This is a genomic window from Pseudomonas fluorescens (assembly GCF_902498065.1).
In the GTDB taxonomy this organism is placed as follows: domain Bacteria; phylum Pseudomonadota; class Gammaproteobacteria; order Pseudomonadales; family Pseudomonadaceae; genus Aquipseudomonas; species Aquipseudomonas fluorescens_BJ.
On record NZ_CABVIR010000002.1, the window covers coordinates 294871 to 321481 of the forward strand.

At 59.5% G+C, this 26611-nt stretch carries 25 protein-coding genes; 14 read left to right on the plus strand and 11 right to left on the minus strand.

What is annotated here, in order from left to right:
* Window positions 1-144 precede the first annotated feature (144 nt).
* The gene (locus tag F8N43_RS10570; protein WP_150630980.1) at window positions 145-339 is read left to right on the plus strand and encodes a hypothetical protein; all 195 of its coding nucleotides are present in this window, start codon (window positions 145-147) and stop codon (window positions 337-339) included.
* 141 nt (window positions 340-480) lie between these two features.
* A complete protein-coding gene (gene ccoM / locus F8N43_RS29760) occupies window positions 481-597 on the plus strand; it encodes a cytochrome c oxidase subunit CcoM (RefSeq protein WP_007906619.1) in 117 nt (38 codons plus the stop codon).
* Window positions 598-750: 153 nt separating this feature from the next.
* On the opposite strand, the gene F8N43_RS10575 is transcribed toward ccoM, so the two are convergent.
* Window positions 751-2226 (minus strand): inorganic phosphate transporter, encoded by a 1476-nt coding sequence (locus tag F8N43_RS10575; protein ID WP_150630979.1) that lies wholly within the window; start codon window positions 2224-2226, stop codon window positions 751-753.
* 376 nt (window positions 2227-2602) lie between these two features.
* Window positions 2603-2803 carry a hypothetical protein gene (locus F8N43_RS10580; RefSeq protein ID WP_007935837.1) on the minus strand — a complete coding sequence of 67 codons (201 nt, stop codon included), beginning with the start codon at window positions 2801-2803 and terminating at the stop codon, window positions 2603-2605.
* Window positions 2804-3459: 656 nt separating this feature from the next.
* Between F8N43_RS10580 and pcaR the strand changes: the two genes are divergently transcribed.
* The 11 genes from pcaR to pcaC all read left to right on the plus strand — a co-directional run bounded on the left by pcaR (window position 3460) and on the right by pcaC (window position 14345).
* Window positions 3460-4302: a pca regulon transcriptional regulator PcaR gene (gene pcaR, locus F8N43_RS10585; RefSeq protein WP_150630978.1), complete on the plus strand. Its 843-nt coding sequence runs from the start codon at window positions 3460-3462 to the stop codon at window positions 4300-4302.
* Between the two features lie 127 nt (window positions 4303-4429).
* Window positions 4430-5776, plus strand: coding sequence for an MFS transporter (locus tag F8N43_RS10590; protein ID WP_150630977.1), 1347 nt, complete (start codon window positions 4430-4432; stop codon window positions 5774-5776).
* A gap of 315 nt (window positions 5777-6091) precedes the next feature.
* The gene (locus tag F8N43_RS10595; protein ID WP_150630976.1) at window positions 6092-6949 is read left to right on the plus strand and encodes a CoA transferase subunit A; all 858 of its coding nucleotides are present in this window, start codon (window positions 6092-6094) and stop codon (window positions 6947-6949) included.
* Window positions 6949-7728 (plus strand): CoA-transferase subunit beta, encoded by a 780-nt coding sequence (locus F8N43_RS10600; RefSeq protein ID WP_150630975.1) that lies wholly within the window; start codon window positions 6949-6951, stop codon window positions 7726-7728. The genes F8N43_RS10595 and F8N43_RS10600 overlap by 1 nt, the downstream gene beginning before the upstream one ends.
* Window positions 7725-8930, plus strand: a complete 1206-nt coding sequence (pcaF, locus tag F8N43_RS10605; protein WP_191623663.1) for a 3-oxoadipyl-CoA thiolase — start codon at window positions 7725-7727, stop codon at window positions 8928-8930. The genes F8N43_RS10600 and pcaF overlap by 4 nt, the downstream gene beginning before the upstream one ends.
* Before the next feature lie 36 nt (window positions 8931-8966).
* Window positions 8967-9671, plus strand: a complete 705-nt coding sequence (gene pcaH / locus F8N43_RS10610; protein ID WP_150653732.1) for a protocatechuate 3,4-dioxygenase subunit beta — start codon at window positions 8967-8969, stop codon at window positions 9669-9671.
* A 1-nt stretch (window position 9672) separates the two neighbouring features.
* A complete protein-coding gene (gene pcaG / locus F8N43_RS10615; RefSeq protein WP_150630972.1) occupies window positions 9673-10239 on the plus strand; it encodes a protocatechuate 3,4-dioxygenase subunit alpha in 567 nt (188 codons plus the stop codon).
* Window positions 10240-10424: 185 nt separating this feature from the next.
* On the plus strand, window positions 10425-11729 hold the full coding sequence (locus F8N43_RS10620) for an MFS family transporter (protein WP_150639879.1): 1305 nt from the start codon (window positions 10425-10427) through the stop codon (window positions 11727-11729).
* 45 nt (window positions 11730-11774) lie between these two features.
* Window positions 11775-13139 (plus strand): 3-carboxy-cis,cis-muconate cycloisomerase, encoded by a 1365-nt coding sequence (locus F8N43_RS10625; RefSeq protein WP_150653733.1) that lies wholly within the window; start codon window positions 11775-11777, stop codon window positions 13137-13139.
* Between the two features lie 11 nt (window positions 13140-13150).
* Window positions 13151-13942, plus strand: coding sequence for a 3-oxoadipate enol-lactonase (pcaD, locus tag F8N43_RS10630; protein ID WP_150653734.1), 792 nt, complete (start codon window positions 13151-13153; stop codon window positions 13940-13942).
* A 10-nt stretch (window positions 13943-13952) separates the two neighbouring features.
* Entirely contained in the window at window positions 13953-14345 is a 393-nt protein-coding gene (pcaC, locus tag F8N43_RS10635; RefSeq protein WP_150630968.1) for a 4-carboxymuconolactone decarboxylase, read from the plus strand.
* A 139-nt stretch (window positions 14346-14484) separates the two neighbouring features.
* Here the strand turns inward: pcaC and F8N43_RS10640 are convergent, their stop codons facing one another.
* From F8N43_RS10640 to emhA, 4 genes are all read right to left on the minus strand, one after another.
* The gene (locus tag F8N43_RS10640; protein ID WP_150630967.1) at window positions 14485-15738 is read right to left on the minus strand and encodes an OprD family porin; all 1254 of its coding nucleotides are present in this window, start codon (window positions 15736-15738) and stop codon (window positions 14485-14487) included.
* Window positions 15739-16068: 330 nt separating this feature from the next.
* Entirely contained in the window at window positions 16069-17529 is a 1461-nt protein-coding gene (gene emhC, locus F8N43_RS10645) for an efflux RND transporter outer membrane subunit EmhC (RefSeq protein ID WP_150630966.1), read from the minus strand.
* Window positions 17526-20690 (minus strand): efflux RND transporter permease subunit EmhB, encoded by a 3165-nt coding sequence (gene emhB / locus F8N43_RS10650; protein WP_150653735.1) that lies wholly within the window; start codon window positions 20688-20690, stop codon window positions 17526-17528. The genes emhC and emhB overlap by 4 nt, the downstream gene beginning before the upstream one ends.
* Window positions 20691-20693: 3 nt before the next feature.
* Window positions 20694-21851 (minus strand): efflux RND transporter periplasmic adaptor subunit EmhA, encoded by a 1158-nt coding sequence (emhA, locus tag F8N43_RS10655; protein ID WP_150630964.1) that lies wholly within the window; start codon window positions 21849-21851, stop codon window positions 20694-20696.
* Between the two features lie 265 nt (window positions 21852-22116).
* Here emhA and emhR point away from each other — a divergent pair, with 265 nt between their 5' ends.
* On the plus strand, window positions 22117-22749 hold the full coding sequence (gene emhR, locus F8N43_RS10660) for an efflux system transcriptional repressor EmhR (RefSeq protein ID WP_150653736.1): 633 nt from the start codon (window positions 22117-22119) through the stop codon (window positions 22747-22749).
* 191 nt (window positions 22750-22940) lie between these two features.
* On the opposite strand, the gene F8N43_RS10665 is transcribed toward emhR, so the two are convergent.
* The 5 genes from F8N43_RS10665 to F8N43_RS10685 form a co-directional block, all read right to left on the minus strand.
* Window positions 22941-23588, minus strand: a complete 648-nt coding sequence (locus F8N43_RS10665) for a hypothetical protein (protein ID WP_150653737.1) — start codon at window positions 23586-23588, stop codon at window positions 22941-22943.
* Window positions 23589-23634: 46 nt separating this feature from the next.
* Window positions 23635-23913: a hypothetical protein gene (locus F8N43_RS10670; protein WP_224787818.1), complete on the minus strand. Its 279-nt coding sequence runs from the start codon at window positions 23911-23913 to the stop codon at window positions 23635-23637.
* Window positions 23914-23984: 71 nt separating this feature from the next.
* Window positions 23985-25034, minus strand: coding sequence for an alkene reductase (locus F8N43_RS10675; protein WP_150630960.1), 1050 nt, complete (start codon window positions 25032-25034; stop codon window positions 23985-23987).
* Between the two features lie 29 nt (window positions 25035-25063).
* Window positions 25064-26230, minus strand: a complete 1167-nt coding sequence (locus F8N43_RS10680) for an MFS transporter (protein ID WP_150630959.1) — start codon at window positions 26228-26230, stop codon at window positions 25064-25066.
* 34 nt (window positions 26231-26264) lie between these two features.
* On the minus strand, window positions 26265-26567 hold the full coding sequence (locus F8N43_RS10685) for an ArsR/SmtB family transcription factor (RefSeq protein WP_150630958.1): 303 nt from the start codon (window positions 26565-26567) through the stop codon (window positions 26265-26267).
* Between the last annotated feature and the right edge of the window lie 44 nt (window positions 26568-26611).

The window sequence follows — 26611 nt, forward strand, 5'->3', positions numbered from 1 at the left end:
CCTTTGGGTCCATCGCAAAGTCGCGATTGTGCGTTGAAAAAACGCCGTGAGCACATATTTTGTTAAGCCGCTGTTACGTCGGTGACTGGTCAGCGCCGGCGCCAGACCGCATTATTGGCGCAATCCTGCCGAACGATGCGGCAGTTGAACTTCATTTCACGCGATGCACTGAAGACCATGAGCCAAGACGACAAACTGATCGACCTCAATTCCGAACGCGCCAAGCGCGTTCATGACCTCAACGAAAAGCGTCTGAATGAAGTGCGCCAGGCTTTTGAGCAAGCGATGCCGTTGGGTAAAGCGAAGAAGAAGCCGAAGAGCAAACCGAAAAAGCGTTAACCCTCCGTTTCCGTTGATGCAGATCAGTTTTCCCCCTCCTTTGCGCCCAGTCTCGGGCGATATTGATCCCGGTCAATTTTCTCTCCTGTCTGATTGGTTAACTTAGCCCTATCGCAACAGCGCAAGTGCAGGAGGCCAGTCATGTTTTTCGACAACGTGGTGATCGCCGGAGTGCTGACAGTCGGCCTCATGGTTCTGTTTTTCGCAGGGTTTGGATTTTTTATCTGGAAGGATTCGCATAAACGGAAAAAACCGTAGGTCTTTCTGGATGCAATGAGCACGCAAGGCATTTTGGGCAACTTCGGTTGCCCTTTTTTTTGCCTGCGATTTTTGGATTGATACAGGGTTTTTTGTTGGGCGTAAAAAAGGCGCGAACCTTACGGAACGCGCCTTTTTCGTTGCAGCGATGTATCAGCTGCCCAGTGCCTTCGACGCCAGCCAGAACAGGCCGGCCGACAGGGCAACGGTCGCTGGCAGGGTCAGGACCCAGGCCAGCAGGATGGTTTTGACGGTGCCGCCCTGCAAGCCGCTTTTGTTGGCGACCATGGTGCCGGCCACGCCCGAGGACAGAACGTGGGTGGTGGACACCGGCAGGCTGAAGATGTTCGCCATGCCGATCAGGCTCGCCGTAGTGATCTGCGCCGACATGCCCTGGGAGTAAGTCATGCCTTGCTTGCCGATCTTCTCGCCGATGGTCAGTACCACACGTTTCCAGCCCACCATGGTGCCCAGGCCCAGGGCCAGTGCGACTGCCAGAATCACCCAGAACGGGGCGTATTCAGTGGTGGTGGTCAGGTCTTTGCGCAGTTTGTCCAGGTCAGCCTTTTCACGGGGTGCGAGGCCAGGCAGTTTGCTGACTTTCTTGGCCGTGTCGTCCAGGCAGAGCAGGTAGCGACGCACTTCGATGCGGCTTTCCGACGACAACGAGTGGTAATCGGCCACACCTTTAAGGGTGTCGAGCAGGGCAGAGATGGTCGGTTCGGTCTGTTGCGGGTTGCAACGGAATTTCTCCGGCAGATCACCTTCCACGCTTTTGCCCAGTGCCAGGAACTCGCCCAGCGTATCGGCATTGCGTTTGTAGAACTGGCTCAGATGCAGGGTCGCATCGCGAGTTCGTTCGATCTGGTAAGTCGTGCTGCCCAGATCGAGCACGAACTGCGCCGGGACGATACCGATCAGTACCAGCATGATCAGGCCGATACCTTTCTGACCATCGTTGGAGCCGTGCACGAAACTCACGGCCATGGCCGAAATCACCAGCACCAAGCGGTTCCAGAACGGCGGATGCTTCTTGTCGTCGATCTTGCGGCGCTGTTCCGGCGTCTTGTGCATCTTCGACAGTGGGCGCCACCACTTGAGGCCGATCAGAATCAGCGCGGCGACCAGAAAGCCCGCCATTGGCGAGAACACCAGGGAGGCACCGATATCGATCGCCTTCTGCCAGTTCACGCCATCGGCCAACGGGATGTCGTTGATCAGGGCATTGGCCAGGCCAACCCCGAGGATCGAACCGATCAGCGTGTGGGAGCTGGAGGCCGGAATACCGAAGTACCAGGTGCCCAGGTTCCAGGTGATGGCGGCGGCAAGCAACGAGAACACCATGGCCAGTCCGTGACCGGTGTTCACATTGATCAGCAGTTCTACCGGCAGCAGGTGGACGATGGCATACGCCACGCCAACACCGCCCAGCAGTACGCCGAGAAAGTTGAACACACCGGAAAAGAACACCGCCAGATGAGGTGGCATGGCTTTGGTGTAGATAACAGTGGCCACCGCGTTTGCAGTGTCATGAAAGCCGTTGATGAACTCGAAGGCGAGGACAAAGGTGAGGGCGAGCAAGAGGCTCACAAGCACCCAAGCATCCAGTCCGCTGAATAAATCGATCATGAAGGTTTTCTGACCCGGTCGTAAGGGGGCGCGATTATGCCAGAAAAGACTGCTAATCGATGCACTAGCTGCTCATCGGTAACATTCTTCAACGAATTAATTTGCGGCAATAGCCCAGGCAACAGGCTTTCCCCGGGTTTTGCAAGTCGTTGAATTTCTTTGAAAAGCCCGCAGGCACAAGGGTTTCTCTCCTGTAGGCGAGAGGCTTGAACGCTTGTGTGAAATATCTGAGAAGAGGGCCAGACATGAGCCAATTGCCTCATCAGATAGATGAGGTGACCGCTGCCCGCTCGTAGCGGGCGCGAATGGCAACATCAATGCATCCCGCTTTTAACGGGGGCAGACGCAGGCCCTTTAAAGAAGTCAGGCCGAGCGATCATGGCTCTTCGGCTTTGAGTTCCTTTTCCATCTTCTGCAGTTCCTGGGTGAAAGCCTGGTCCTGAACGGTGGCGCGTTTACGCCAGGGTTTGCGTTCCGGTTCGGGCTGAGCGGCGTAGGTGGTGACTTCCCCGCCGTAAACTTCCTTGTAACGTTGTTCCTGGCGCTCAAGTTCCGCGCGCAGTTCGTCTTTCGTCACAGTGCTACCTGTATGGGTTGAGATTAATTCTGGTAAATCGCGCTGCATCAAACGTATCGAACATGCTCGCCGAAAGGACAAGGCCCGGGAAGGCATTGTTTGACGGCACGGCGATCGATACTTCCATGTTGCAGGCGGCCACGGCACCAGAGCAAAACAGCTGACGTAGCATCAGTTTCCTGTTTCAGCGAGCGCGCTGTCAGAGCATTGGAAATGAGCATCAGGCGCTTGCTGCAGGCAGCAGCGATGGAACATCGCGCTACCGGGTGGCGGAACCGGCGAGTAGAAAAACCGGTTCGTCACTGAATTGCATTATAGCGGTCGATTTGAAGAACACTATCGCCACCGAGTTAAAAATGGATCTTCATGTGTGATCGTTTTATTACTTACAACTTTTTACCTTCACTTGGCCGTGCTGACTTTCTGGCGTCATTAAGTCGAACAAGTTAGACCCTAACATGGGGCCTTTAACTCAGGGTTCAAGCACGGGGTTAAAAACCATATAGCGGGGAAGGGCGCACGCGTGCAGGGGCCACCAATTGCGATTATCGGTCAGAGGTTCGATAATCGCCCAATCTCGGCTGCCTGTGGCTTGTGTGCCGAACCGGAGCCGCTTGTAATAGCCGTCGCTGATCCGTGTGGGAAAAGGACCTGATATGAACGAGCAAATGCGTAATTCCTTCGCTTCAGTAGCGCCGCCGATCGTTGCGTCGCCCGCCAAGCGGATCCAGGCCCTGACCGGCGACCCGGATTTCATGACGTCCCTGGCCCGTGGCCTGGCCGTGGTGCAAGCGTTCCAGGAGCGCAAACGACATTTGACCATCGCCCAGATCAGTCACCGCACGGAAATCCCCCGCGCCGCTGTGCGACGTTGCCTGCACACCTTGATCAAACTCGGCTACGCCACCACCGACGGTCGCACCTATTCGCTGTTGCCCAAAGTGCTGACCCTCGGCCATGCCTACCTGTCTTCGACCCCGCTGGCGGTGTCTGCCCAACCTTACCTCGACCGCATGAGCGAACAACTCCACGAGGCCTGCAACATGGCCACGCTGGAAGGCGACGACATTTTGTATATCGCCCGCTCGGCGACGACTCAGCGTTTGATCTCGGTGGACCTGTCGGTAGGTGGACGCCTGCCAGCCTATTGCACCTCAATGGGCCGGATTCTTCTCGCAGCACTGGACGACACTTCGCTGCATGAGTACCTCGACCATGCAGACCTGCAAGCCAAGACCAGCCGCACCTTGCACACTCCCGAAGCGTTGCTCGAATGCCTGCAAGAAGTTCGGCAACAAGGCTGGTGCATCGTCGATCAGGAACTGGAACAAGGCCTGCGTTCGATTGCCGTTCCGGTGTACGACGCTTCCGGACAAGTCGTGGCGGCGCTAAACGTCAGCACGCACGCCGGGCGGGTCAGCCGCAACGAACTGGAGCAGCGTTTCCTGCCAGGTCTGCTGGGTGCCAGTCGCAACCTCAGCGCTCAGTTGTTTGCCTAAGCTGTTCGATAATCGCACGGACTCGCGTTTAACGAATTGACGCACTTTCCCCAGGATCACTAATGTCGCGGCAGCGCCAGCCCAGGCTGGCACCTGTCCGACTGCGTTGTTGCGTGGAATAAAAATAATGAACCAGCCTCAGTCTGCTGTAGGTAACTGCCTCGACGTGCAGTCCTTCATCAATACTCAACCCATTTCGCGCTACCAGTGGCGAGTGGTGATCCTGTGTTTCCTGATCGTCTTCCTTGATGGCCTCGACACCGCGGCCATGGGCTTCATCGCGCCGGCCCTGTCTCAGGACTGGGGCATCGATCGCGCCAGCCTTGGTCCGGTGATGAGTGCGGCGTTGATCGGCATGGTCTTCGGCGCACTGGGTTCCGGCCCGTTGGCTGACCGCTTCGGGCGAAAAGTCGTACTGGTGGGCGCGGTGCTGTTGTTCGGCGCCTTCAGCCTGGCGTCGGCTTACAGCACCAATGTCGATCAACTGCTGGTGCTGCGCTTCCTGACCGGCCTGGGCCTTGGCGCCGGCATGCCGAACGCCACGACGTTGCTGTCGGAATACACCCCGGAACGCAAGAAGTCCCTGCTGGTGACCAGCATGTTCTGCGGCTTCAACCTCGGCATGGCCGGTGGCGGGTTTATTTCGGCAAAGCTGATTCCTGCGTACGGCTGGCACAGCCTGTTGCTGATCGGCGGAGTTCTGCCGCTGATCCTCGCCGTCGTTTTGCTGCTCTGGCTGCCGGAATCGGCGCGTTACCTGGTGGTGCGCAATCGTGGCACCGACAAGGTGCGCAAGGCGCTGGCGCCAATCGATCCGACCGTCGTTGCCCAGGCTTCAAGCTTCAGCGTGCCGGAACAGAAAACCGTGAAGGCCCGCAACGTATTTGCGGTGATCTTCTCCGGAACCTACAGCACCGGCACCTTGCTGTTGTGGCTGACCTACTTCATGGGGCTGGTGATCGTTTACCTGCTGACCAGTTGGCTGCCGACGCTGATGCGTGACAGCGGCGCGAGCATGGAGCAAGCGGCGTTTATCGGCGCGTTGTTCCAGTTTGGCGGCGTGTTGAGTGCCGTTGGCGTAGGCTGGGCGATGGATCGGTTCAATCCGCACAAAGTCATCGGCATTTTCTACTTGCTGGCCGGGGTGTTTGCCTACGCGGTAGGGCAGAGCCTGGGCAACATCACGCTATTGGCAACCCTGGTGCTGGTGGCCGGGATGTGTGTCAACGGCGCGCAATCGGCAATGCCTTCTTTGGCGGCGCGGTTTTATCCGACTCAAGGGCGGGCGACGGGCGTGTCGTGGATGCTCGGGATTGGCCGGTTTGGCGCGATCCTCGGTGCGTGGATGGGCGCGACGTTGCTGGGGTTGGGCTGGAACTTTGAACAAGTGCTGACGGCGTTGGTGATTCCGGCGGCGTTGGCGACGACAGCGGTGCTGATCAAGGGCATGGTCAGTCATGCGGATGCGACCTGACCGGCTGATCCGGAATCTCCAGTGGTTTTGATGGCCTCTTCGCGGGCAAGTCGGATCTTTGCCCGCTCGCTCCTACGGGTGTTCGCGAAATCGCGGAGATCATCATTCCTGTAGGAGGCGAGGTTTGGTCCGGGGGGCGTTCCGATGAAGCTTTTGAGGATCGGTAGTGAGGCAACAATCTGTTCGATAAACGAACACTCAGTCGATTATCGGATTGTTTGAGGTTTTTATGGGGCTTACTCTCTAGTCATTCCGGCGCGCGCATCGCGCCTTTTTCTACCACTGTCGGTTCATAACAAAACGGGAGCCTGCCCCATGGCTGAAATCCTTTCGCTGCACGACGCGGTGAAGCAATTCGTTAACGACGGCGATACCGTCGCCCTCGAAGGCTTCACTCACCTGATCCCTACGGCGGCGGGTCACGAAATCATTCGTCAGGGCAAGAAAGATCTGACGCTGGTACGGATGACGCCTGACCTGATCTACGACCAGTTGATCGGCGCCGGTTGTGCTCGCAAGTTGATTTTCTCCTGGGGCGGCAACCCGGGCGTCGGTTCGCTGCACCGTCTGCGTGACGCGGTCGAGAAGCAGTGGCCGCACGCGCTGGAAATCGAAGAACACAGCCACGCCGACCTGGCCAATGCCTACGTCGCTGGCGCCTCCGGCCTACCGTTCGCCGTGCTGCGTGCCTACGCCGGTTCCGACCTGCCGAAGGTCAATCCGCTGATCAAGAGCGTCACTTGCCCGTTCACCGGCGAAGTGCTGGCCGCCGTGCCTTCTGTGCGCCCCGACATCACTGTGATCCACGCGCAGAAAGCCGACCGTAAAGGCAACGTGCTGCTCTGGGGCATTCTCGGCGTGCAGAAAGAAGCCGCACTGGCCGCCAAGCGTTGCATCGTCACCGTCGAAGAAATCGTCGACGACCTCAACGCACCGATGAACTCCTGTGTACTGCCGACGTGGGCCTTGAGCGCGGTTTGCCACGTTCCTGGCGGTGCGCATCCTTCCTACGCCCACGGCTATAACGAGCGCGACAACCGTTTCTACCAGGCCTGGGACCCGATTGCCCGCGACCGCGAAACCTTTACCGCGTGGATCAACGAATACATCCATGGCTGCGCTGACTTCAGCGAGTTCCAGGCCAAGCTGGCCGCTGCATCGGAGGCGAAGTAATGACTTACACCACCAATGAAATGATGACCGTCGCCGCTGCTCGCCGCCTGAAGAACGGTTCGGTGTGCTTCGTCGGCATCGGCCTGCCGTCGAAAGCAGCCAATCTGGCACGTCTGACTTCTTCGCCGGATGTAGTACTTATCTACGAATCGGGTCCGATCGGTGCCAAGCCGAGTGTACTGCCGCTGTCGATTGGTGACGGTGAGCTGGCGGAAACCGCTGATACCGTCGTCCCGACCGGTGAGATTTTTCGCTACTGGTTGCAGGGCGGGCGCATCGACGTCGGTTTTCTCGGCGCCGCGCAAGTTGACCGCTTCGGCAACATCAACACCACGGTGGTCGGCGATTATCACGCTCCGAAAGTCCGACTGCCGGGTGCCGGTGGTGCGCCGGAGATTGCCGGTTCGGCCAAAAGCGTCTTGATCATTCTTAAACAGTCGGCGCGCTCCTTCGTCGACAAGCTCGACTTCATCACCTCGGTCGGTCATGGCGAGGGCGGTGATTCGCGCAAGCGTCTGGGTCTGCCGGGTGCCGGTCCGGTCGGCATTATCACCGACCTGTGCATCATGGAACCGGAAGCGGGCACCCATGAATTCGTGGTCACTGCGTTGCATCCTGGCGTGACCCGCGAGCAAGTGGTTGCGGCCACCGGTTGGGCGATTCGTTTCGCCGACACGGTTGAACACACCGCCGAGCCCACCGAGGTCGAACTGAAAGCGCTCAGGGATCTGGAAGCCCGCACCGCCGCCGCCCACGGCCAAGCACCCGGAGAAGCGTGATGCGTGACGTTTATATCTGCGATGCGATTCGCACCCCCATCGGCCGTTTCGGCGGTGGCCTGTCGACGGTTCGCGCCGACGACCTGGCCGCTGTGCCGATCAAGGCGCTGATGGAGCGCAACCCGTCGGTGGACTGGAACGCGGTGGACGAGGTGTTCCTCGGCTGCGCCAACCAGGCCGGCGAAGACAACCGTAACGTGGCGCGCATGGCGCTGCTGCTGGCGGGCCTGCCGGAAACCATTCCCGGCGTGACCCTCAATCGCCTCTGCGCTTCGGGCATGGATGCCATCGGCACCGCGTTCCGCGCCATCGCCAGCGGCGAAATGGAGCTGGCGATTGCCGGCGGCGTTGAGTCGATGTCCCGCGCGCCGTTCGTGATGGGCAAGGCGGATGCGGCGTTCTCGCGCAACATGAAGCTGGAAGACACCACCATCGGCTGGCGTTTCATCAACCCGTTGATGAAAGCCCAATACGGCGTCGATGCGATGCCGCAGACCGCCGACAATGTGGCGGACGATTACGAAGTGTCCCGTGAGGATCAGGACGCGTTCGCCCTGCGCAGCCAGCAGCGGACAGCCGCCGCGCAAGCCGCAGGATTTTTCGCGGAAGAAATCGTCGAAGTGCGGATTGCCCACAAGAAGGGTGAAACTGTCGTCAGCCAGGACGAACATCCTCGCGCCGACACCACGCTGGAAACCCTGGCCAAATTGAAACCGGTCAACGGTCCCGACAAAACCGTCACTGCCGGCAATGCGTCGGGGGTGAACGATGGTGCCGCCGCGCTGATCCTGGCCTCGGCCGACGCGGTGAAGAAACACGGTTTGACGGCTCGCGCCAAAGTGCTGGGCATGTCCAGCGCCGGTGTCGCACCGCGTGTCATGGGCATCGGCCCGGTCCCGGCGGTGCGCAAACTGACCGAACGTCTCGGCCTGGCTGTCAGTGATTTCGATGTGATCGAACTCAACGAAGCCTTCGCCAGCCAGGGCTTGGCGGTGTTGCGAGAACTGGGCCTGGCGGACGACGCGGCGCAGGTCAACCCGAACGGTGGTGCCATTGCCTTGGGCCATCCGTTGGGCATGAGCGGTGCACGCCTGGTGATGACCGCGTTGCATCAGCTGGAAAAAACCGGCGGCAAGAAAGGTCTGGCGACCATGTGTGTTGGCGTCGGTCAGGGTCTGGCCTTGGCGATCGAACGCGTCTGACGCGCAGCAGTGACAATAAGAACAGAGGAATGTGAAATGACTGACAAGCCTGGTTACCGTCGCCCACAGGAAGGCACCCAGCCGGACTACCTGCACCCGACGTATCAATCTACCAACCTGCGCTCGCCGTCCAAGCCGTTGGTGTTTCTGCCCCATTCGTTGTCGGAAATTACCGGCCCGACGGTCGGTGTCGAGCGTGTCAATGAGAAGGACAACGACCTGACCGCCCAGCACACGGGCGAGCCGTTGGGCGAACGCATCATCATTCACGGCCGCGTACTGGATGAAAACGGTCTGCCAGTACCGGGGATTCTGGTGGAGATCTGGCAAGCCAACGCCGCCGGACGCTACAACCATGCCCGCGACCTGCACGATGCGCCGCTGGACCCGAACTTCACCGGCACCGGCCGTACCGTGACGGATGCCGATGGCTGGTATCAATTCCAGACCATCAAACCCGGTGCATACCCGTGGGGCAACCACCACAATGCCTGGCGTCCGGCGCACATCCATTTTTCGCTGTTCGGGCCGAGCATCCTGACGCGCCTTGTCACGCAGATGTATTTCCCCGGTGACCCGTTGCTGGCGTACGACCCGATCTACAATTGCGTGCCCGATACCAGTGCCAAAGAACGCTTGATCGCCAGTTTCGACCTGGAAAAAACCATCCCTTCCTATGCCCTGGGTTATCGCTGGGACATCGTTTTGCGCGGCCGCGATGCCACGCCGATGGAGAAATAAGATGACGCTGACTGCGACCACGTCCCACACCGTCGGGCCGTATTACCACATCGGCTTGACCTGGCTGAACCGCGAGAACCTGACCGTCGAACAAACCCTGGGCGAGCGCGTGGCGATCACCGGGCAAGTCGTCGATGGCAACGGTGACATCGTCAACGACGCGATGCTGGAAGTCTGGCAGGCCAACGCCGCCGGCAAGTACGACCACCCCGAAGACGATCAGGCCAAACCCCTGGACCCGAACTTCGAAGGCTTTGGCCGGATTCCGGTGGATGCCGAAGGGCGCTTCCGCTTCACCACGATCAAGCCGGGCACGGTGGAAGGCCTGAAAGGTTCGACCCAGGCACCGCACCTGGTGGTGCTGGTGTTTGCGCGCGGGTTGGTGAAGCACTTGCTGACACGGATTTACTTTGATGGTGAACCGGCCAATGTGTCGGATCCGCTGCTGGAGTGTGTGCCGGCCGAGCGCCGCGGTACCTTGCTGGCGAAGCAGGATGCGAGCGGTGTTTACCAGTGGAATGTGATTCTGCAGGGTACCGATGCCGAGACGGTGTTCTTCGATTACTGAAAACCCCGCAAATCCCTGTGGGAGCGGGCTTGCCCGCGATGGGGCCGGATCATCCAACATCCATGTTGACTGACCCAACGCCATCGCGGGCAAGCCCGCTCCCACAGGTGCAGCATCGCCAATTGTGGAACGGGACTGTTGCAAAGTGTGTCTAGACTGTCACTGTCCCCAAAGAGTGAAGAACAATGACAACCCCAACCGCTATTCCAGCGCACTACACCGGCGAAGAGCGCAGCAAGCGCATCTTCGCGATTGTCGGTGCCTCGTCCGGCAACCTCGTCGAATGGTTCGACTTCTACGTCTACGCCTTTTGCGCGATCTATTTCGCCCCGGCCTTTTTTCCGTCCGATAACCCGACGGTGCAGTTGGTCAACACGGCGGGCGTGTTCGCCGCCGGGTTCCTGATGCGACCGATTGGCGGCTGGATTTTCGGCCGTGTCGCGGACAAGCACGGGCGCAAGAATTCGATGCTGATTTCGATTCTGATGATGTGCTTCGGATCGCTGCTCATCGCGTGCCTGCCGACCTACAAGGACATCGGCGTCTGGGCGCCGATCATGTTGCTGTTTGCGCGCTTGCTCCAGGGGTTGTCGGTGGGCGGCGAGTACGGCACCACCGCCACCTACATGAGCGAAGTCGCCCTCAAGGGCCAGCGCGGTTTCTTCGCCTCGTTCCAGTACGTGACGTTGATTGGCGGGCAACTGCTGGCGGTGTCGCTGGTGGTGATCCTGCAACAGTTCCTCACCGAAGATGACCTGCGTGCCTACGGCTGGCGGATCCCGTTTGTGGTTGGCGCGGTGGCCGCATTGATTTCGTTGTTCCTGCGTCGCTCGCTGAAAGAAACCACCAGCAAGGAAATGCGCGATAACAAGGACGCCGGCAGCATCCGCGCGTTGTTCCGCGACCATAAAGCCGCGTTCATTACCGTGCTGGGTTACACCGCCGGTGGCTCGTTGATTTTCTACACCTTTACCACGTACATGCAGAAATACCTGGTGAACACCGCCGGCATGCACGCCAAGACGGCCAGTTACATCATGACCGGCGCGCTGTTTCTTTATATGTGCATGCAGCCGCTGTTCGGCATGCTCGCCGACAAGATTGGCCGACGTAACTCGATGCTATGGTTCGGTGCGTTGGGTACGCTGTTCACCGTGCCGATTCTGTTGAGTCTGAAAAGCGTCAGCAGTCCGTTCCTGGCGTTTGTGCTGATCACAGTGGCGCTGGCGATTGTCAGTTTCTACACCTCGATCAGCGGCCTGGTAAAAGCCGAGATGTTCCCGCCGGAAGTGCGCGCCTTGGGCGTTGGCCTGGCGTACGCGGTGGCGAATGCTATCTTCGGCGGTTCGGCGGAATACGTCGCGCTGAGCCTCAAAGCGGTGGGCATGGAAAACTCTTTCTACTGGTACGTCACGGTGATGATGGCGGTGGCGTTCCTGTTCAGCCTGCGTCTGCCGAAACAAGCGAAGTACTTGCACCACGACCTTTGATCCATCTGCGTGGGCCACACCGGTCCACGCCTTCAGGGACTGTTTATGAACCAGCGACCGGGCAATCAATTGTTCGATGCCTATTTCACTGCCCGCGATATGCGTGACGTGTTCTGCGATCAGGGCCGGGTGCAGGCCATGCTCGATTTCGAAGCGGCGCTGGCACGGGCAGAGGCGAAGGTCGGCTTGATTCCGCAAACGGCTGTGGCGCCTATCGAAGCAGCCTGCCGCGCCGAACATTATGACTTCGCGGCCCTCGCCGAGGCGATTGCCACGGCCGGCAACTCGGCGATTCCGCTGGTGAAAGCGTTGGGAAAACAGATCGCAACCACCGCTGCCGAAGCCGAGCGCTATGTACATCTGGGCGCCACCAGCCAGGACGTGATGGACACCGGTCTGGTGCTGCAACTGCGTCGGGCGCTGGAACTGATTGAAGGCGATCTGTCGCAACTGGGCGAAACCCTTTCAACTCAGGCCAGGCGTTATGTCGCCACACCACTGGCCGGTCGCACTTGGTTGCAGCACGCCACGCCGGTCACCTTGGGCATGAAGATCGCCGGTTGGCTGGGCGCCGTCACCCGCAGCCGGCAACGTCTGCAAGAACTCAAGCCGCGTCTGCTGGTGCTGCAATTCGGCGGCGCCTCCGGAACCCTCGCGGCCCTCGGTACGCAGGCGATGCCGATTGCCGACGCGCTGGCCGCAGAGTTGCACCTGACGTTGCCCGACCAACCGTGGCACACCCAACGTGATCGCCTGGTGGAATTTGGTTCTGTGCTGGGATTGATCGCTGGCAGCCTCGGCAAGCTCGGTCGCGACATCAGCCTGTTGATGCAGACTGAAGCGGGCGAAGTGTTCGAACCCTCGGCGCCAGGCAAGGGCGGTTCGTCGACCATGCCGCACAAACGCAACCCGGTGAGCGCCGCGGTGCTGATTGGCGCTGCAACGCGCGTCCCCGGTTTGCTCTCGACGCTGTTCAGCGCCATGCCGCAAGAGCACGAGCGCAGTCTGGGCCTGTGGCACGCCGAGTGGGAAACCTTGCCGGAGATTTGCTGCCTGGTGTCCGGCAGCCTCAAACAAGCGTTGCTGGTGGCGGACGGACTGGAAGTGGACGCCGAGCGCATGGCCCGCAACCTCGATCTGACCCAAGGCCTGGTGCTGGCCGAAGCGGTGAGCATCGTCCTCGCCCAGCGGGTCGGCCGCGACACGGCGCATCATTTACTGGAGCAGTGCTGCAAGCGCGCTGTCGCTGAGCAGCGGCATTTGCGCGCGGTGCTGGGCGACGAGCCGCAAGTGACTGCCGAACTCTCGGCGGCTGAACTCGATCATCTGCTGGACCCCGCCAACTACCTCGGTCAATCCCGTACGTGGGTCGAGCGAGCGGTGGCTGAACATTCTGCGTTGACTGCCTGAAGGAGATTGCTGTGGCTTTCGTACAACTCGCCGAGGGCGAACTGCATTACCAACTCGATGGGCCGGCCAATGCGCCGGTGCTGGTGTTGTCCAACTCGCTGGGCACCGACCTGCAGATGTGGGACGCGCAAATTGCCGCGTTCTCCAAGCATTTTCGTGTGCTGCGTTTTGACACGCGCGGGCACGGAAAATCGCTGGTCACGCCGGGGCCGTACAGCATCGAGCAACTGGGCCATGACGTGCTTGCGTTGCTGGATGCGTTGCACATCGATAAAGCGCATTTCTGCGGCCTGTCGATGGGTGGCTTGATTGGCCAGTGGCTGGGCATCCATGCCGGTGAACGATTGAACAAACTGGTGGTGTGCAACACCGCGGCGAAAATCGGCGACCCCTCGATCTGGAACCCACGCATCGAAACCGTGTTGCGAGACGGCGCGGCGGCCATGGTTGCCCTGCGTGATGCGTCGATTGCACGCTGGTTTACCGCGGATTTTGCCGAAGCCAATCCGGCTGCGGCGAAGCAGATTACCGACATGCTCGCGGCCACTTCGCCGCAAGGCTATGCGGCCAATTGCGCCGCTGTGCGCGATGCCGATTTCCGCGATCAGTTGTCCTCGATCAAGGTGCCGTTGCTGGTCATCGCCGGCACCGAAGACGTGGTGACGCCACCATCCGGTGGGCACTTCATCCAGGAGCAGGTGCAGGGCGCCGAGTACGCAGAGTTCTACGCGGCGCACCTGTCCAACGTGCAGGCCGGCGATGCGTTCAGCGATCGCGTTCTTGCTTTTCTGCTGGGCCATTGAGGGAACATTCGTGGACGAGAAACAACGTTACGATGAAGGCCTGAACGTCCGTCGCGCAGTCCTCGGCGACGCCCATGTCGACCGCAGCCTGAGCGCGTTGACCGAGTTCAATTCGGAGTTTCAGGAAATGATCACCCGCCACGCCTGGGGTGATATCTGGACCCGCCCGGGCCTGCCGCGCCATACCCGTAGCCTGATCACCATCGCCATGCTGATCGGCATGAACCGCGAGGGCGAACTCAAATTGCACCTGCGTGCCGCCGCCAACAACGGCGTGACCCGCGGCGAGATCAAGGAAGTGATCATGCAGAGCGCCATCTACTGCGGCATCCCGGCGGCGAATGCGACGTTCCACCTCGCCGAATCGGTGTGGGATGAGTTGGGGGTCGAGTCGCGGGAGTGATTCCTTGCGATGTGCGGTGTTTGATCTGACGCTATCGCGGGCAAGCCCGCTCTCACAAGGTTTTGTGTCATGCCCGGATGTCGGAGCACACCTACAAAACCTGTGGGAGCGGGCTTGCCCGCGATGGCGATGGTGAGGTTTACAAAAGGCTGATCGGATAGCTGACAATCAACCGGTTCTCGTCGAACTCGTTGTTGCTGTAGTCGCGGCGCATGGTCGAGTTGCGCCATTTGACGTTCAGGTCCTTCAGCGCACCGCTCTGCACGGTGTAGCCCAGTTCACTTTCGCGGCCCCATTCCTTGCCATCGGTGACGGTGCCGGTGTGCACGTTTTCGCCGCTGATGTAGCGGTTCATCAGGGTCAGACCCGGTACACCGAGTGCGGCGAAGTTGTAGTCGTGGCGCAGCTGCCAGGATTTTTCCCGGGCGTTGTCATAGCTCGAGTTGTAGCTGTCGTTGGCCAGCGTGCCGCCGCTGGTGCCGTTGACCCGCATCCAGGCGCTGTCGCCGGTGAGTTTTTGCAGACCGACATAGAAGGTGTTGCCGCCGTACTTGGCCGAGAACAACCCCGACCAGGTCTTGTTGTCCAGATCGCCAGCGCGAGCGCTGCCGTCTTCCTTGCCATAGAAAAATCCGAGGTTGGCGCCCAGGGTCCAGTCGCCAATGGGTTGGCTGTGGGTCAGGTTGACGTATTGCTGGCTGTAGATGTCCTTGAGTTCGGCGTTCCACAGGCCGATCTGGGTGCGCTTCTCGTTGAACAGATATTCGCCCCCCTGGAAGTTGAAGCGGTCTGAGGTGAAGGCCGCTTTGCCGGTCATCGACATGTCGCTCATGCTGCTGTCGTCACGCGGGCTGTTCTGGCGGAACTGGCCGCCGTAGAGCGTCAGGCCGTTGATTTCCTTTGAGGTGATCTGGCCGCCACGGAAGGTTTGTGGCAGTGAGCGCCCATCGTCCGAACGCAGGATCGGCAGCACTGGCATCCATTCGCCGACCTTCACTTCGGTCTGCGACAACTTCGCTTTGAACGCTACGTTGGTGCGACCGAAGTGGTCTGCCGGACGGCCATCGTGGTCCAGCGGCAGCAGTTGCGTGCCGCCGGTGCCTTTGCCGCCGTCGAGTTTTACCGAGTACAGCCCGAGCACGTCCATGCCGAAGCCGACGGTGCCTTGAGTGAACCCGGACTTGGCGTCGAGGATGAAACTTTGCGTCCACTCTTCAGCCTTGCCCTGCGCCTTGGTCGGGTTGGTGAAGTTGCGGTTGATGTAGAAGTTGCGCAGGTTCAGGTTGACCTTGGCACCCTCGACAAAACCGGACTCTTCGGCTGTGGCGGGCAGGGCGGCGCCGGCCAGTGCGATGGCAATCAGGCTGGGAACGAAATAAGTGGAAGGCGTCATGGGCTGGGTCTCTCTGATTCTTGGAGATGAAACGGGGTGATGCCGCAACCGTCGGGTTGCAGACAAAAGATTCAAATTCAAATGTAACGGGCGAGATCAGCCGGACAGGGCAGGGCGCGGGGGCATGGTGTCGAACCTGTTGTTATTGGTTTTGTGTGGCTAATGGTGCGGGGAATTAACTAGATGGTTCAATTGGTGGGAGCGGGTTTTGGGCGATAATCGAACGTAAGATTGGCGAGGGGTTTGTGTTGTCCGTATTGCCAACACAACGTTTCCCGCCGCCAACAAAAAGCCCACCAAACGGTGGGCTTCGTGTTTACAGCCGTTCGATCAGAACAACTTCAGCTTCGGCGCTTCTTCTTTCAGCGGCTCGACTTTCGCGGTCTGCTCATTCCAGCCACCGCCCAGTGCCTTGTAGAGATTCACGGCACTGGTCAGTTGCGCCAGACGATCGGTGATCAGCGCCTGTTGGGCACTGAACAGCTGACGCTGGGCATCGAGGAAGGTCAGGTTGCTGTCGACGCCAATGCGATAACGACGCTCGGCCAGACGGTAGTAGTCCTGGTTGGCGGTGACGAAATCACGCTGGGCCTGCAACTGCTCGGTGTAGGTCTGGCGGGCGGCCAGGCCATCGGCGACTTCCTGGAAGGCCGTTTGAATGGACTTCTCGTAGTTCGCCACGCCGATGTCTTTCTGGATTTTCGAGTAATCCAGGCTGGCGCGCAGGCTGCCGGCGTTGAAGATCGGCAGGTTGATTTGCGGCTGGAACAACCAGGTGCCCGAACCACCCTTGAACAGACCTGACAGGTCCGGGCTCAGGGTACCGGCATTGGCGGTGAGGCTGATGCTCGGGAAGAACGCCGCCCGTGCCGCGCCGATGTTGGCGTTGGCAGCCTTCAGGTTGTATTCGGCTTGAAGGATGTCTGGACGACGTTGCAGCAAGTCCGACGGCAAGCCCGGCGGTACGTCGCTCAGCAGGTCGTCAGCCAGCGGCTTGGCTTCTCGCAGATTGGCCGGGATGCCCGTGCCAAGCAGCAGCACCAGGCTGTTTTCATCCTGGGCGACCTGGCGGGTGTAACGGGCCAGTTGCGCACGGGCGTTTTCCACCGAGGTCCGCGACTGCGCCAGATCCAGCGCCGAAGCGACGCCGACTTCGTTGCTGCGTGCGGTGAGCTTGTAGCTCTCCTCGAACGCGCCAAGCGTGTCTTGAGTCAGCTTGCGCAGCTCTTTGTCAGCCTGCCAGGTCAGGTAGGCATTCGCCACGCTGGCCACCAGGCTGATTTGCGTGCTGCGACGGCCTTCTTCGGTGGCGAAGTATTTTTGCAGCGCTTCTTCACTCAGGCTGCGAACCCGACCGAACAGGTCGAGTTCATAAGCACTGATGCCGACGGTGGCGGAGTAGGAGCTGGTGATCCCCGCTTGACCGGTCTGCGATGCATCTGCCGGAACGCGCTGACGGCTGCCGGTGCCATTGGCTGACACGGCCGGGAACAGATCCGCACGCTGGATGCGGTACTGCGCCGCGAACGCGTCGATGTTCAGCGCCGCGACACGCAGGTCGCGGTTGTTTTCCAGGGACACCTGGATCAGCTGTTGCAACGCCGGGTCATGGAAAAACTGCTTCCAGCCCTGTTCGGCGGCGGCCTGGTTCGGCGCCTGGGCCGGCGAATACGCCGGACCTTGCGGGTACTGGGCTGCCACCGGTGCCTCAGGCTGCTGATAGTCGGGTATCAGCGAGCAACCGCTCAGTACGAACGCGGCGACTGCGATGGAGAGTAGCGACTTGCTCATTGGCCAGCCTCTTTAGAAGGTTCAATAGCGTCGTCCTGACCGGCGTTTTTACGCTGACCAATCGACGACACGGTGACAAAGAACAGTGGGACCCAGAAGATCGCCAGGATCGTGGCTGTGATCATACCGCCAATAACGCCGGTACCGATCGCGTGTTGGCTGCCTGAACCGGCGCCCGTGGAAATCGCCAGCGGTACTACGCCGAGGACGAAGGCGAGGGAGGTCATGATGATCGGTCGCAAACGCATGCGGCAGGCTTCAATCGCCGCGTCGCGCAGGCTGCGCCCTTGCTCATGCAGTTCCTTGGCGAATTCGACGATCAGGATGGCGTTTTTCGCCGCCAGACCGATGGTCGTCAACAGGCCCACCTGGAAGTAAACGTCGTTCGACAGGCCGCGCAGACTGGTGGCCAGGAGCGCACCGATGATCCCCAACGGCACCACCAACATCACCGCGATCGGGATCGACCAGCTTTCGTACAGCGCTGCCAGACACAGGAACACCATCAGCAACGACAAGGCGTAAAGCGCTGGCGCTTGCGAGCCGGACAGCCGTTCCTCGTACGACAAACCGGTCCAGGAAATACCGACACCGGCCGGCAGTTTCTTGGCCAGGGCTTCGACTTCCGCCATGGCTTCACCGGTGGAGTAGCCCGGAGCCGGGGCGCCGAGGATTTCCATCGCTTCTACGCCGTTGTAACGCGAAAGCTTCGGCGCACCGTAGATCCACTCACCCTTGGCGAAGGCGGAGAAGGGAACCATGGTGCCTGCGCTGTTACGCACATACCATTTCTTGATGTCTTCCGGGCTCATCCGCGCCCCGGGTTGACCTTGCACGTAGACTTTCTTCACCCGACCACGGTCGATGAAGTCGTTGACGTAGCTACTGCCCAAGGCAATCGACAGGGTGCTGTTGATGTCGGAGAGGGTAATGCCCAGCGCGCTGGCCTTCTCGTCGTCGATTTCGAGCTGATATTGCGGTTCGTCGTTCAGGCCGTTCGGACGTACCTGCGACAGCACTTTGCTCTGCGCTGCCATGCCGAGGAACTGGTTGCGCGCTGCCATCAGTTTTTCGTGACCGATACCGGCACGGTCCTGGAGGAATACGTCGAAGCCCGTGGCGTTGCCCAGCTCCAGTACCGCAGGTGGCGCGAAGGCGAACACCATGGCATCACGGAACGAGAAGAAGTGCTTTTGGGCCCGAGCGGCCAGGTTGAATACGCTGTTATCGGCGTTACGCTGGTCCCAGGGTTTAAGCATGATAAAGGCCATGCCCGAACTCTGGCCGCGTCCGGCGAAGTTGAAGCCGTTCACGGTAAACACCGAGGCCACCGCATCGCCTTCACCGCCGTCCTTGGTCGGACGCAGCAGGAATTCGCGCATTTCATCGATCACTACCTGCGTGCGCTCGGCGCTGGAGCCGGCCGGGGTCTGTACCTGGGCAAACAGTACGCCCTGGTCTTCTTCCGGCAGGAACGCCGTTGGAATACGGGTGAACAGCCAGATCATGCCGACAACAATGATCACGTACGCCAGCAGGTACGGCGCCTTGTGCGTCAGCATGTTGCCCACGCCACGCTCGTAGCTTTTGACGCCACGGTCGAAGCTGCGGTTGAACCAGCCGAAGAAGCCGCGTTTCGGTGTGCCGTGCTCGCCTTTCGGAATCGCCTTGAGCATGGTGGCGCAGAGTGCCGGGGTGAAGATCAGTGCGACCAGTACCGACAGGGCCATGGCCGAAACGATGGTGATCGAGAACTGCTTGTAGATCACGCCCGTGGAGCCGCTGAAGAATGCCATCGGCAGCAGTACCGCCGACAACACCAGGGCGATACCGACCAGTGCACCCTGGATCTGCCCCATGGATTTCTTGGTGGCCTCCTTGGGTGACAGGCCTTCTTCGCTCATGACCCGTTCGACGTTTTCCACCACGACGATGGCATCGTCCACCAGCAATCCGATGGCCAGCACCATACCGAACATGGTCAGGGTGTTGATGCTGAAACCGAACGCCGCGAGGATCCCGAAGGTACCCAGCAATACCACCGGCACAGTCATCGTGGTGATGACGGTGGCGCGGAAGTTTTGCAGGAACAGGAACATCACCAGGAACACCAGCACGATCGCTTCGACCAGGGTTTCAAGCACACCCTTGATCGACTCGGTCACCACCGGAGTGGTGTCGTACGGGAACACCACTTCCATGCCTTGCGGGAAGAACGGCTTGAGCGTGTTGATGGTGTTGCGCAACGCTTTCGCGGTGTCGAGGGCGTTGGCTCCGTTGGCCAGTTTCACCGCCAGACCGGAAGCCGGTGCGCCGTTGAACTGAGCGTTGATGCTGTAGTTTTCACCGCCCAGACCCACATCGGCGACATCGGACAGGCGCACTTGCGAGCCGTCCTTGTTGACCTTGAGCAGGATCTTGTTGAACTGATCGGCTGTTTGCAGACGGGTCTTGCCGATGATCGTGGCGTTCAACTGCTGGCCGGGCGCGGCAGGCAGGCCGCCCAGTTGACCGGAGGACACCTGGATGTTCTGCGCTGCGATGGCCGCTTTCACGTCCACTGGCGTCAGGTTGAAGTTGTTCAGCTTGGCCGGGTCGAGCCAGACACGCATCGCGTACTGGGAACCGAAGACCTGGAAGTCACCGACACCGGCGGTTCGCGAGATCGGGTCCTGCATGTTCGACACGATGTAGTTGGACAGGTCGTCCTTGGTCATGCTGCCGTCGCGCGAGACCACGCCGATCACCAGCAGGAAGTTCTTCACTGCCTTGGTCACGCGAATACCCTGTTGCTGCACTTCTTGCGGCAGCAGCGGGGTGGCCAGGTTCAGCTTGTTCTGGACCTGAACCTGCGCGGTATCGGAGTTGGTGCCTTGCTCGAAGGTCGCCGTAATGGTCATGCTGCCGTCGGAGTTACTTTCCGAGGAGACATAACGCAGGTTATCGATACCGTTGAGCTGTTGCTCGATCACTTGCACCACGGTGTCCTGCACGGTTTGTGCAGACGCGCCTGGGTAAGTCACCTGAATCGCAATGGCCGGAGGCGCAATGCTCGGGTATTGGTTGATCGGCAGTTTGAGAATCGAGAGTGCCCCGACCAGCATGATCACCAGGGCAATTACCCAAGCGAAAATCGGACGGTCGATAAAAAATTTCGACATGGTTTACTCCCCTTTGCCGCTGGAAGCCTTGCTAGCTGCCTGTGCGGGGGCCGGGTTCTTTGCGCCAACGTTAGTCGCCTCAGTGGCCTTGACTTCAATGCCAGGTTTGACGAATTGCAGGCCTTCGGTGATCAGACGATCGCCGGCTTTCAGGCCGTCCTCGATCAGCCATTGGCTGCCGACTGTGCGGCTGGCCTTGAGCTGACGCAGTTCGACCTTGTTGTCCGCACCGACGACCAGCGCGGTCGGGGTGCCTTTGAGGTCGCGGGTCACGCCTTGTTGCGGCGCCAGGATTGCAGCGGCGTTGACGCCAGCCTGCAGCTGGGCGTGCACGAACATGCCTGGCAACAGAGTGTGATCAGGGTTCGGGAACACCGCACGCAAGGTCACGGAACCGGTGGTCTGGTCAACCGAGACTTCGGAGAATTCGAGCTTGCCGTCGAGTTTGTACTGGCTGCCGTCTTCGAGGGTCAGCTTGACAGTGGCCGAGTTGTCGCCGGCCTTTTGCAGACGACCGCTTTCCAGTTCGCGACGCAGTTCAAGCAGCTCAACCGAGGACTGGGTGACATCGACGTAGATCGGATCGAGTTGCTGGATCACCGCCATGGCGTCCGCTTGTCCGCTGGTGACCAGAGCGCCTTCGGTCACGTTGGAGCGACCGATGCGACCGGACAGTGGCGCGTACACTTTGGTGTAGCGCACATTGATCTGGGCGCTTTGCAGCGCGGCTTCCGATTGCAAGCGGTTGGCCAGGGCCGTGTCGTATTCCTGACGGCTCACGGCCTGTTCATTGACCAGTTGCTTGTAGCGATCGGAGATCGATTTGGTCTGTTGCAGGTTGGCTTCAGCGCTTTTCAGCGTGGCTTCATAAACCGCCGGGTCGATCTGATACAGCTGCTGACCGGCCTTGACGTCGCCGCCTTCCTTGAACAGACGCTTGAGAATGATGCCGTTGACCTGCGGGCGAACTTCGGCGATGCGGTAGGCGCTGGTGCGGCCCGGCAGCTCGGACGTCAGGGTAAAGGCTTGAGGTTGCAGGGTTACAACGCCGACCTGAGGGGGTGGCGCGGCCGGTGCCGCTTCTTCCTTTTTGCATCCGCTGAGCAGCGATGCCAAGGCGACGGCAGTGACCAGAGCGGTAACAGCTGGCTTGAATTGCATGAAAATCCTCGGGTCAGGCGCGCAAATTGCGCACAAGAAATGTGAAAGGGTAAAAAATGTGCGCTGAGTGGATAAGTAGCTTGCTAAGGAATATACTTACGTTCATGGTTGTTTGTAAATACCTTGGCTGCGTACCCACACCGTTACAAAAGCCGTTCAAAGGTTCGAATTGTAGGCCGGGGACGACACCCAAGAGCGTTCGCCCCACTTTTATTCAGCGGCTGTTCAGGCATCGCTGAAGCATCCTGATTGAGGTTGTACTGCCATGGTCCGTCGTACCAAAGAGGAAGCTCAAGAAACCCGCAGCCAGATACTCGAAGCGGCAGAGAAAGCCTTTTATGAAAGGGGCGTGGCGCGCACGACGCTGGCGGACATCGCTACCCTGGCCGGCGTGACTCGCGGGGCCATCTATTGGCATTTCAGTAACAAGGCGGATCTGGTGCAGGCCATGCTCGATACCTTGCATGAGCCGCTGGATGAAATGGCCAAGGCCAGTGAAAGCGAAGATGAACTCGATCCGCTGGGTTGCATGCGCAAGCTGCTGATTCATTTGTTTCATCAAGTTGCCCTGGACCCGAAAACCCGACGCATCAATGAGATTTTGTTTCATAAGTGCGAATTCACCGATGAAATGTGTGACTTGCGCCAGCAGCGCCGGGAGGTCAGCCTCGATTGCAATGTGCGTATCGGCCTGGCCCTTACCAATGCAGTGAATCGGGGGCAGTTGCCGGAAAACCTCGACACTGCGCGCGCAGCTATCAGCCTGCATGCCTACATCGATGGCATTTTGTATCAGTGGCTATTGGCGCCCGACAGTTTTCAACTGCATACCGAAGCCGAGCGTTGGGTCGATGCAGCGTTGGACATGCTGCGCCTGAGCCCCAGCCTGCGCAAATGAAACAAAATGCGTAATTGGATCCGTTTCTGTCAATAGACGCGGGCGAAGATAAACGCTTCGCCCGCGTTGGTGTAATGGGGTGCTTTTATATACGGACGCGCTTTGGGATGACAGGTAGCGAGCTACGTATTTTGTAGGAAATTTGTGTCGCTGATGTGAAAAGGTTCGCGCCATCCCGCAAGTTCGCTGCTTCAGCCGAACGTGATTTCCACCTCGAAGTTGAAAGGTTCATCCGCTGCCATGCGGGTGATTTTGGTTGAGCAATTGACCCTGGATGAGCCAATGGAGGTGACGGTATTTTTTACCGTTGCCCTGTGTCTTGGCGAAATCACGCCGAAGGATTTGTTCATTATCATGCCGAGGTCAAAACGGACCCCGACGTTCTGATCGATGAAATCAACAAACTGATTGAACATGATTTTGTTTTTGGGCCAAGGGTAACCGTACGTATAAGCGAAATCGGATTTGAATGCTGTTTTTGTATGAGGGGAAAGCTGGAATGACTGGCGCTCTGATTTTTGCAAAGGCAGAGTGGTTTGTGCGATTGTAAAAGTGTGCGGCGTGTTATTGATTAGTTTGACGATCACGCGAGTGTTTTTCGTGCTTTTATCTTCATTTCGCCACAGCTCAATTCTCTCGTTCAGAAGGCGTTCTGACTCAATCCCTTCAAGAAAGTGTATTAATTCTACCTTGGCTGTTCCGATCAACTTGTCCAGTGCTTGCTGATTTTCCTCGCTGAAAAACAGCGGCGTCAGATTGTACAGTGGTCCAATGGAGATGGAGTTGAAAAACGACAGTAGGTCTTCGTACTGGTTACTGGTTTCTTTGATGTCGTTCATATCGATTCCTTTCGAGTAAGTAAGTAATTTTACGGTGGATTGCAGCTCAACGATCCATGATGACCGCGAGCATGCTGTAGTTGTACGGATAGCTGTCGCTTTGGGCCTCAAGGAAGGACTGGCTGAAAATCGGTACTTTCCCAATGGACAGCGCGTGGTGCTCCCAGAAAAACTCCACTTTGGGTGGACGATGATTCAGGCGTTTTCGATGAGCGTATTGAAAAGCCGTTTTGATATGCACGGTCTGACTGTAGTTGGTGTATAGGGCCTGGGTGCCGAAATTAACCTCGCTGTAAGTTTTGGGGCAATGTAAATGTTGTTTCATTAGTTGAACGCTTTGCAAATAAAAAAAGCCCCGGGTATTTCTATCCGGGGCTTTTTTTATTTGGGTAAGGTTTACATGACTGGGTAGTCGATATATCCCACCGGACCTTTAGCGTAGAACAATTCCGGGCGCGCCTCGTTCAATGGCGCATCGGCTTTCAAACGTGCCGGCAGGTCCGGGTTGGCAATGAACGGCACGCCGAAGGCGACCGCGTCAGCCTTGCCGCTGGCCAGCCAGGCGTTGGCGCTGTCCTTGGTGAAGCGTTCGTTGGCGATGTACGGGCCGCCGAAGGCTTCTTTGAGTTGTGGGCCAAGGCTGTCGCCGGCTTCTTTCTCGCGCGAGCAAATGAACGCGATGCCTCGTTTGCCCAGTTCGCGAGCGACGTAGGTGAAGGTCTCGGACAAGTTGTCGTCGCCCATGTCATGGGAGTCGGCGCGCGGTGCCAAATGCACACCGACGCGGCCGGCGCCCCAGACTTCGATCGCCGCGTCGGTCACTTCCAGCAACAGGCGTGCACGGTTTTCCAGGGAGCCACCGTAGTTATCGGTGCGCTGGTTGGTGCTGCTTTGCAGGAACTGGTCGAGCAGGTAACCGTTGGCACCGTGGATTTCCACGCCGTCGAAACCGGCGGCCTTGGCGTTTTCGGCACCTACGCGGTAAGCGTCGACGATGTCGGCGATTTCAGCGGTTTCCAGTGCACGCGGCATTGGGTAATCGGCCAGTGGGCGAACCAGGCTGACATGACCTTTGGGCTGGATAGCGCTCGGTGCAACCGGTGCTTCGCCGTTCAGGTAAGACGGGTGGGAAACCCGGCCGACGTGCCACAGTTGCAGGACGATCTTGCCGCCAGCGCCGTGGACCGCTTTGGTCACGTTGGTCCAGCCTCGCACTTGGTCGTTGGACCAGATGCCCGGGGTGTCCGGGTAGCCGACGCCCATCGGCGTGACCGAGGTGGCTTCGCTGAGGATCAGGCCGGCCGAGGCGCGTTGAACGTAGTACTCGGCCATCAGCGCGTTCGGCACACGGCCTTCGTCGGCGCGGCAACGGGTCAGCGGTGCCATGATGATGCGGTTGGCCAACTCGAGGTCGCCCAGTTTGATCGGATCGAAAATAGTCGTCATGAAATGCACCCTCGTGAGGTATCAGTGAGTCAGTTGGTAGCAGGGGCCAGTTCGGAATTACCGCTCTGACGGAAAGTAATCAGGGTCACCAGCAGGGCGAGTACCGCCAGTGCGGCGGCCGCGAGTGGCACGCTGGTCAGGCCGAAGCCGTGGGCGATGACGCTGCCGCCGACCCAGGCACCCAGTGCGTTGCCGACGTTGAACGCGCCGATGTTCAGGGTCGAGACCAGGTTCGGTGCAGCCTTGCCGTAGGTCACCACGTTCACTTGCAGGGCAGGGACGGCGGCAAAGCACGCGGTAGCCCAGAGGAACAGGGTGATTTCGGTCGGGATCAGCGCAACGCTGGTCCAGGTCAGCACGGTGGACACCACGGCCATGCTGATGAACACGCCGATCAGCGTCGCTGCCAGGCCTTTGTCCGCCAGCTTGCCGCCGATGATGTTGCCGACGGTCAGGCCCAGGCCAATGAGCATCAGCGTCCAGGTCACGCCGCGTGGCGAGACGCCGGTCACCTCGCCCAGCAGCGGGGCGACGTAGGTGAACAGGGTGAACACCGAGGCGGCGAACAGTGCGGTCATGCTCAACGACAGCCAGATGCCGGCGCCTTTGAGGGCACGCAGTTCGGCGCGCATGTCGAGTTTTTCTTCATCGCGCTTGGCTGGCAGGAAGCGAATCAGGCCGATCAGGGCAATCACGCCGATCACGGTCACCGCCCAGAAGGTCGAGCGCCAGCCGGCTTGTTGACCGAGCGCGGTGCCCAGCGGCACGCCGAGCACGTTGGCCAGGGTCAGGCCGGTGAACATCAGGGCCACGGCCGAAGCGCGCTTGTTGGCCGGGACCAGGCCTGCCGCGACCACCGAACCGATACCGAAGAATGCACCGTGGCACAGGGCAGTCACCACCCGGGCAAACATCAGCACGTTGTAATCGCTGGCCACTGCACACAGCAGATTGCCGATGATGAAGATGCCCATCAACGCCACCAGTGCAGCCTTGCGCGGCAGTTTTGCGGTGGCCAGTGCCATGAACGGCGCGCCGATGGCCACGCCGAGGGCGTAACCGGTCACCAGCCAGCCGGCGCCGGGGATCGACACACCGAGGTCGGCCGCCACATCGGGCAGCAGGCCCATGATGACGAACTCGGTGGTGCCGATAGCGAAAGCGCTCAAGGCCAGAATGAGGAGCGAGAGGGGCATGGGTGATTCCTTATCGGCGTACTGACGTAAAGGGTCAGAGCTCTTTGCTGAAGGTGCTGAGGAAGGCCTGGATGGTTTCCTCGTTGCGTTTGAAAAAATGCCACTGGCCGACTTTGCGGCTGCTGATCAGGCCGGCGCGTTGCAGGGTCGCCAGGTGAGCGGACACCGTGGACTGCGACAGGCCGCAGCGTTGATCAATCTGACCGGCGCAGACACCGTGCTCGTTGCTGTGGGTCTGGTCGGGAAATTCGACGTCCGGGTTTTTGAGCCAGTGCAGGATTTCTCGGCGTACCGGGTGTGCCAGGGCTTTTATTATTTCGTCGAGGTCGAGGTTCATGGCTTGGGGCTCGTGATGAGTAAAACGCTATATCGCGATGGGGC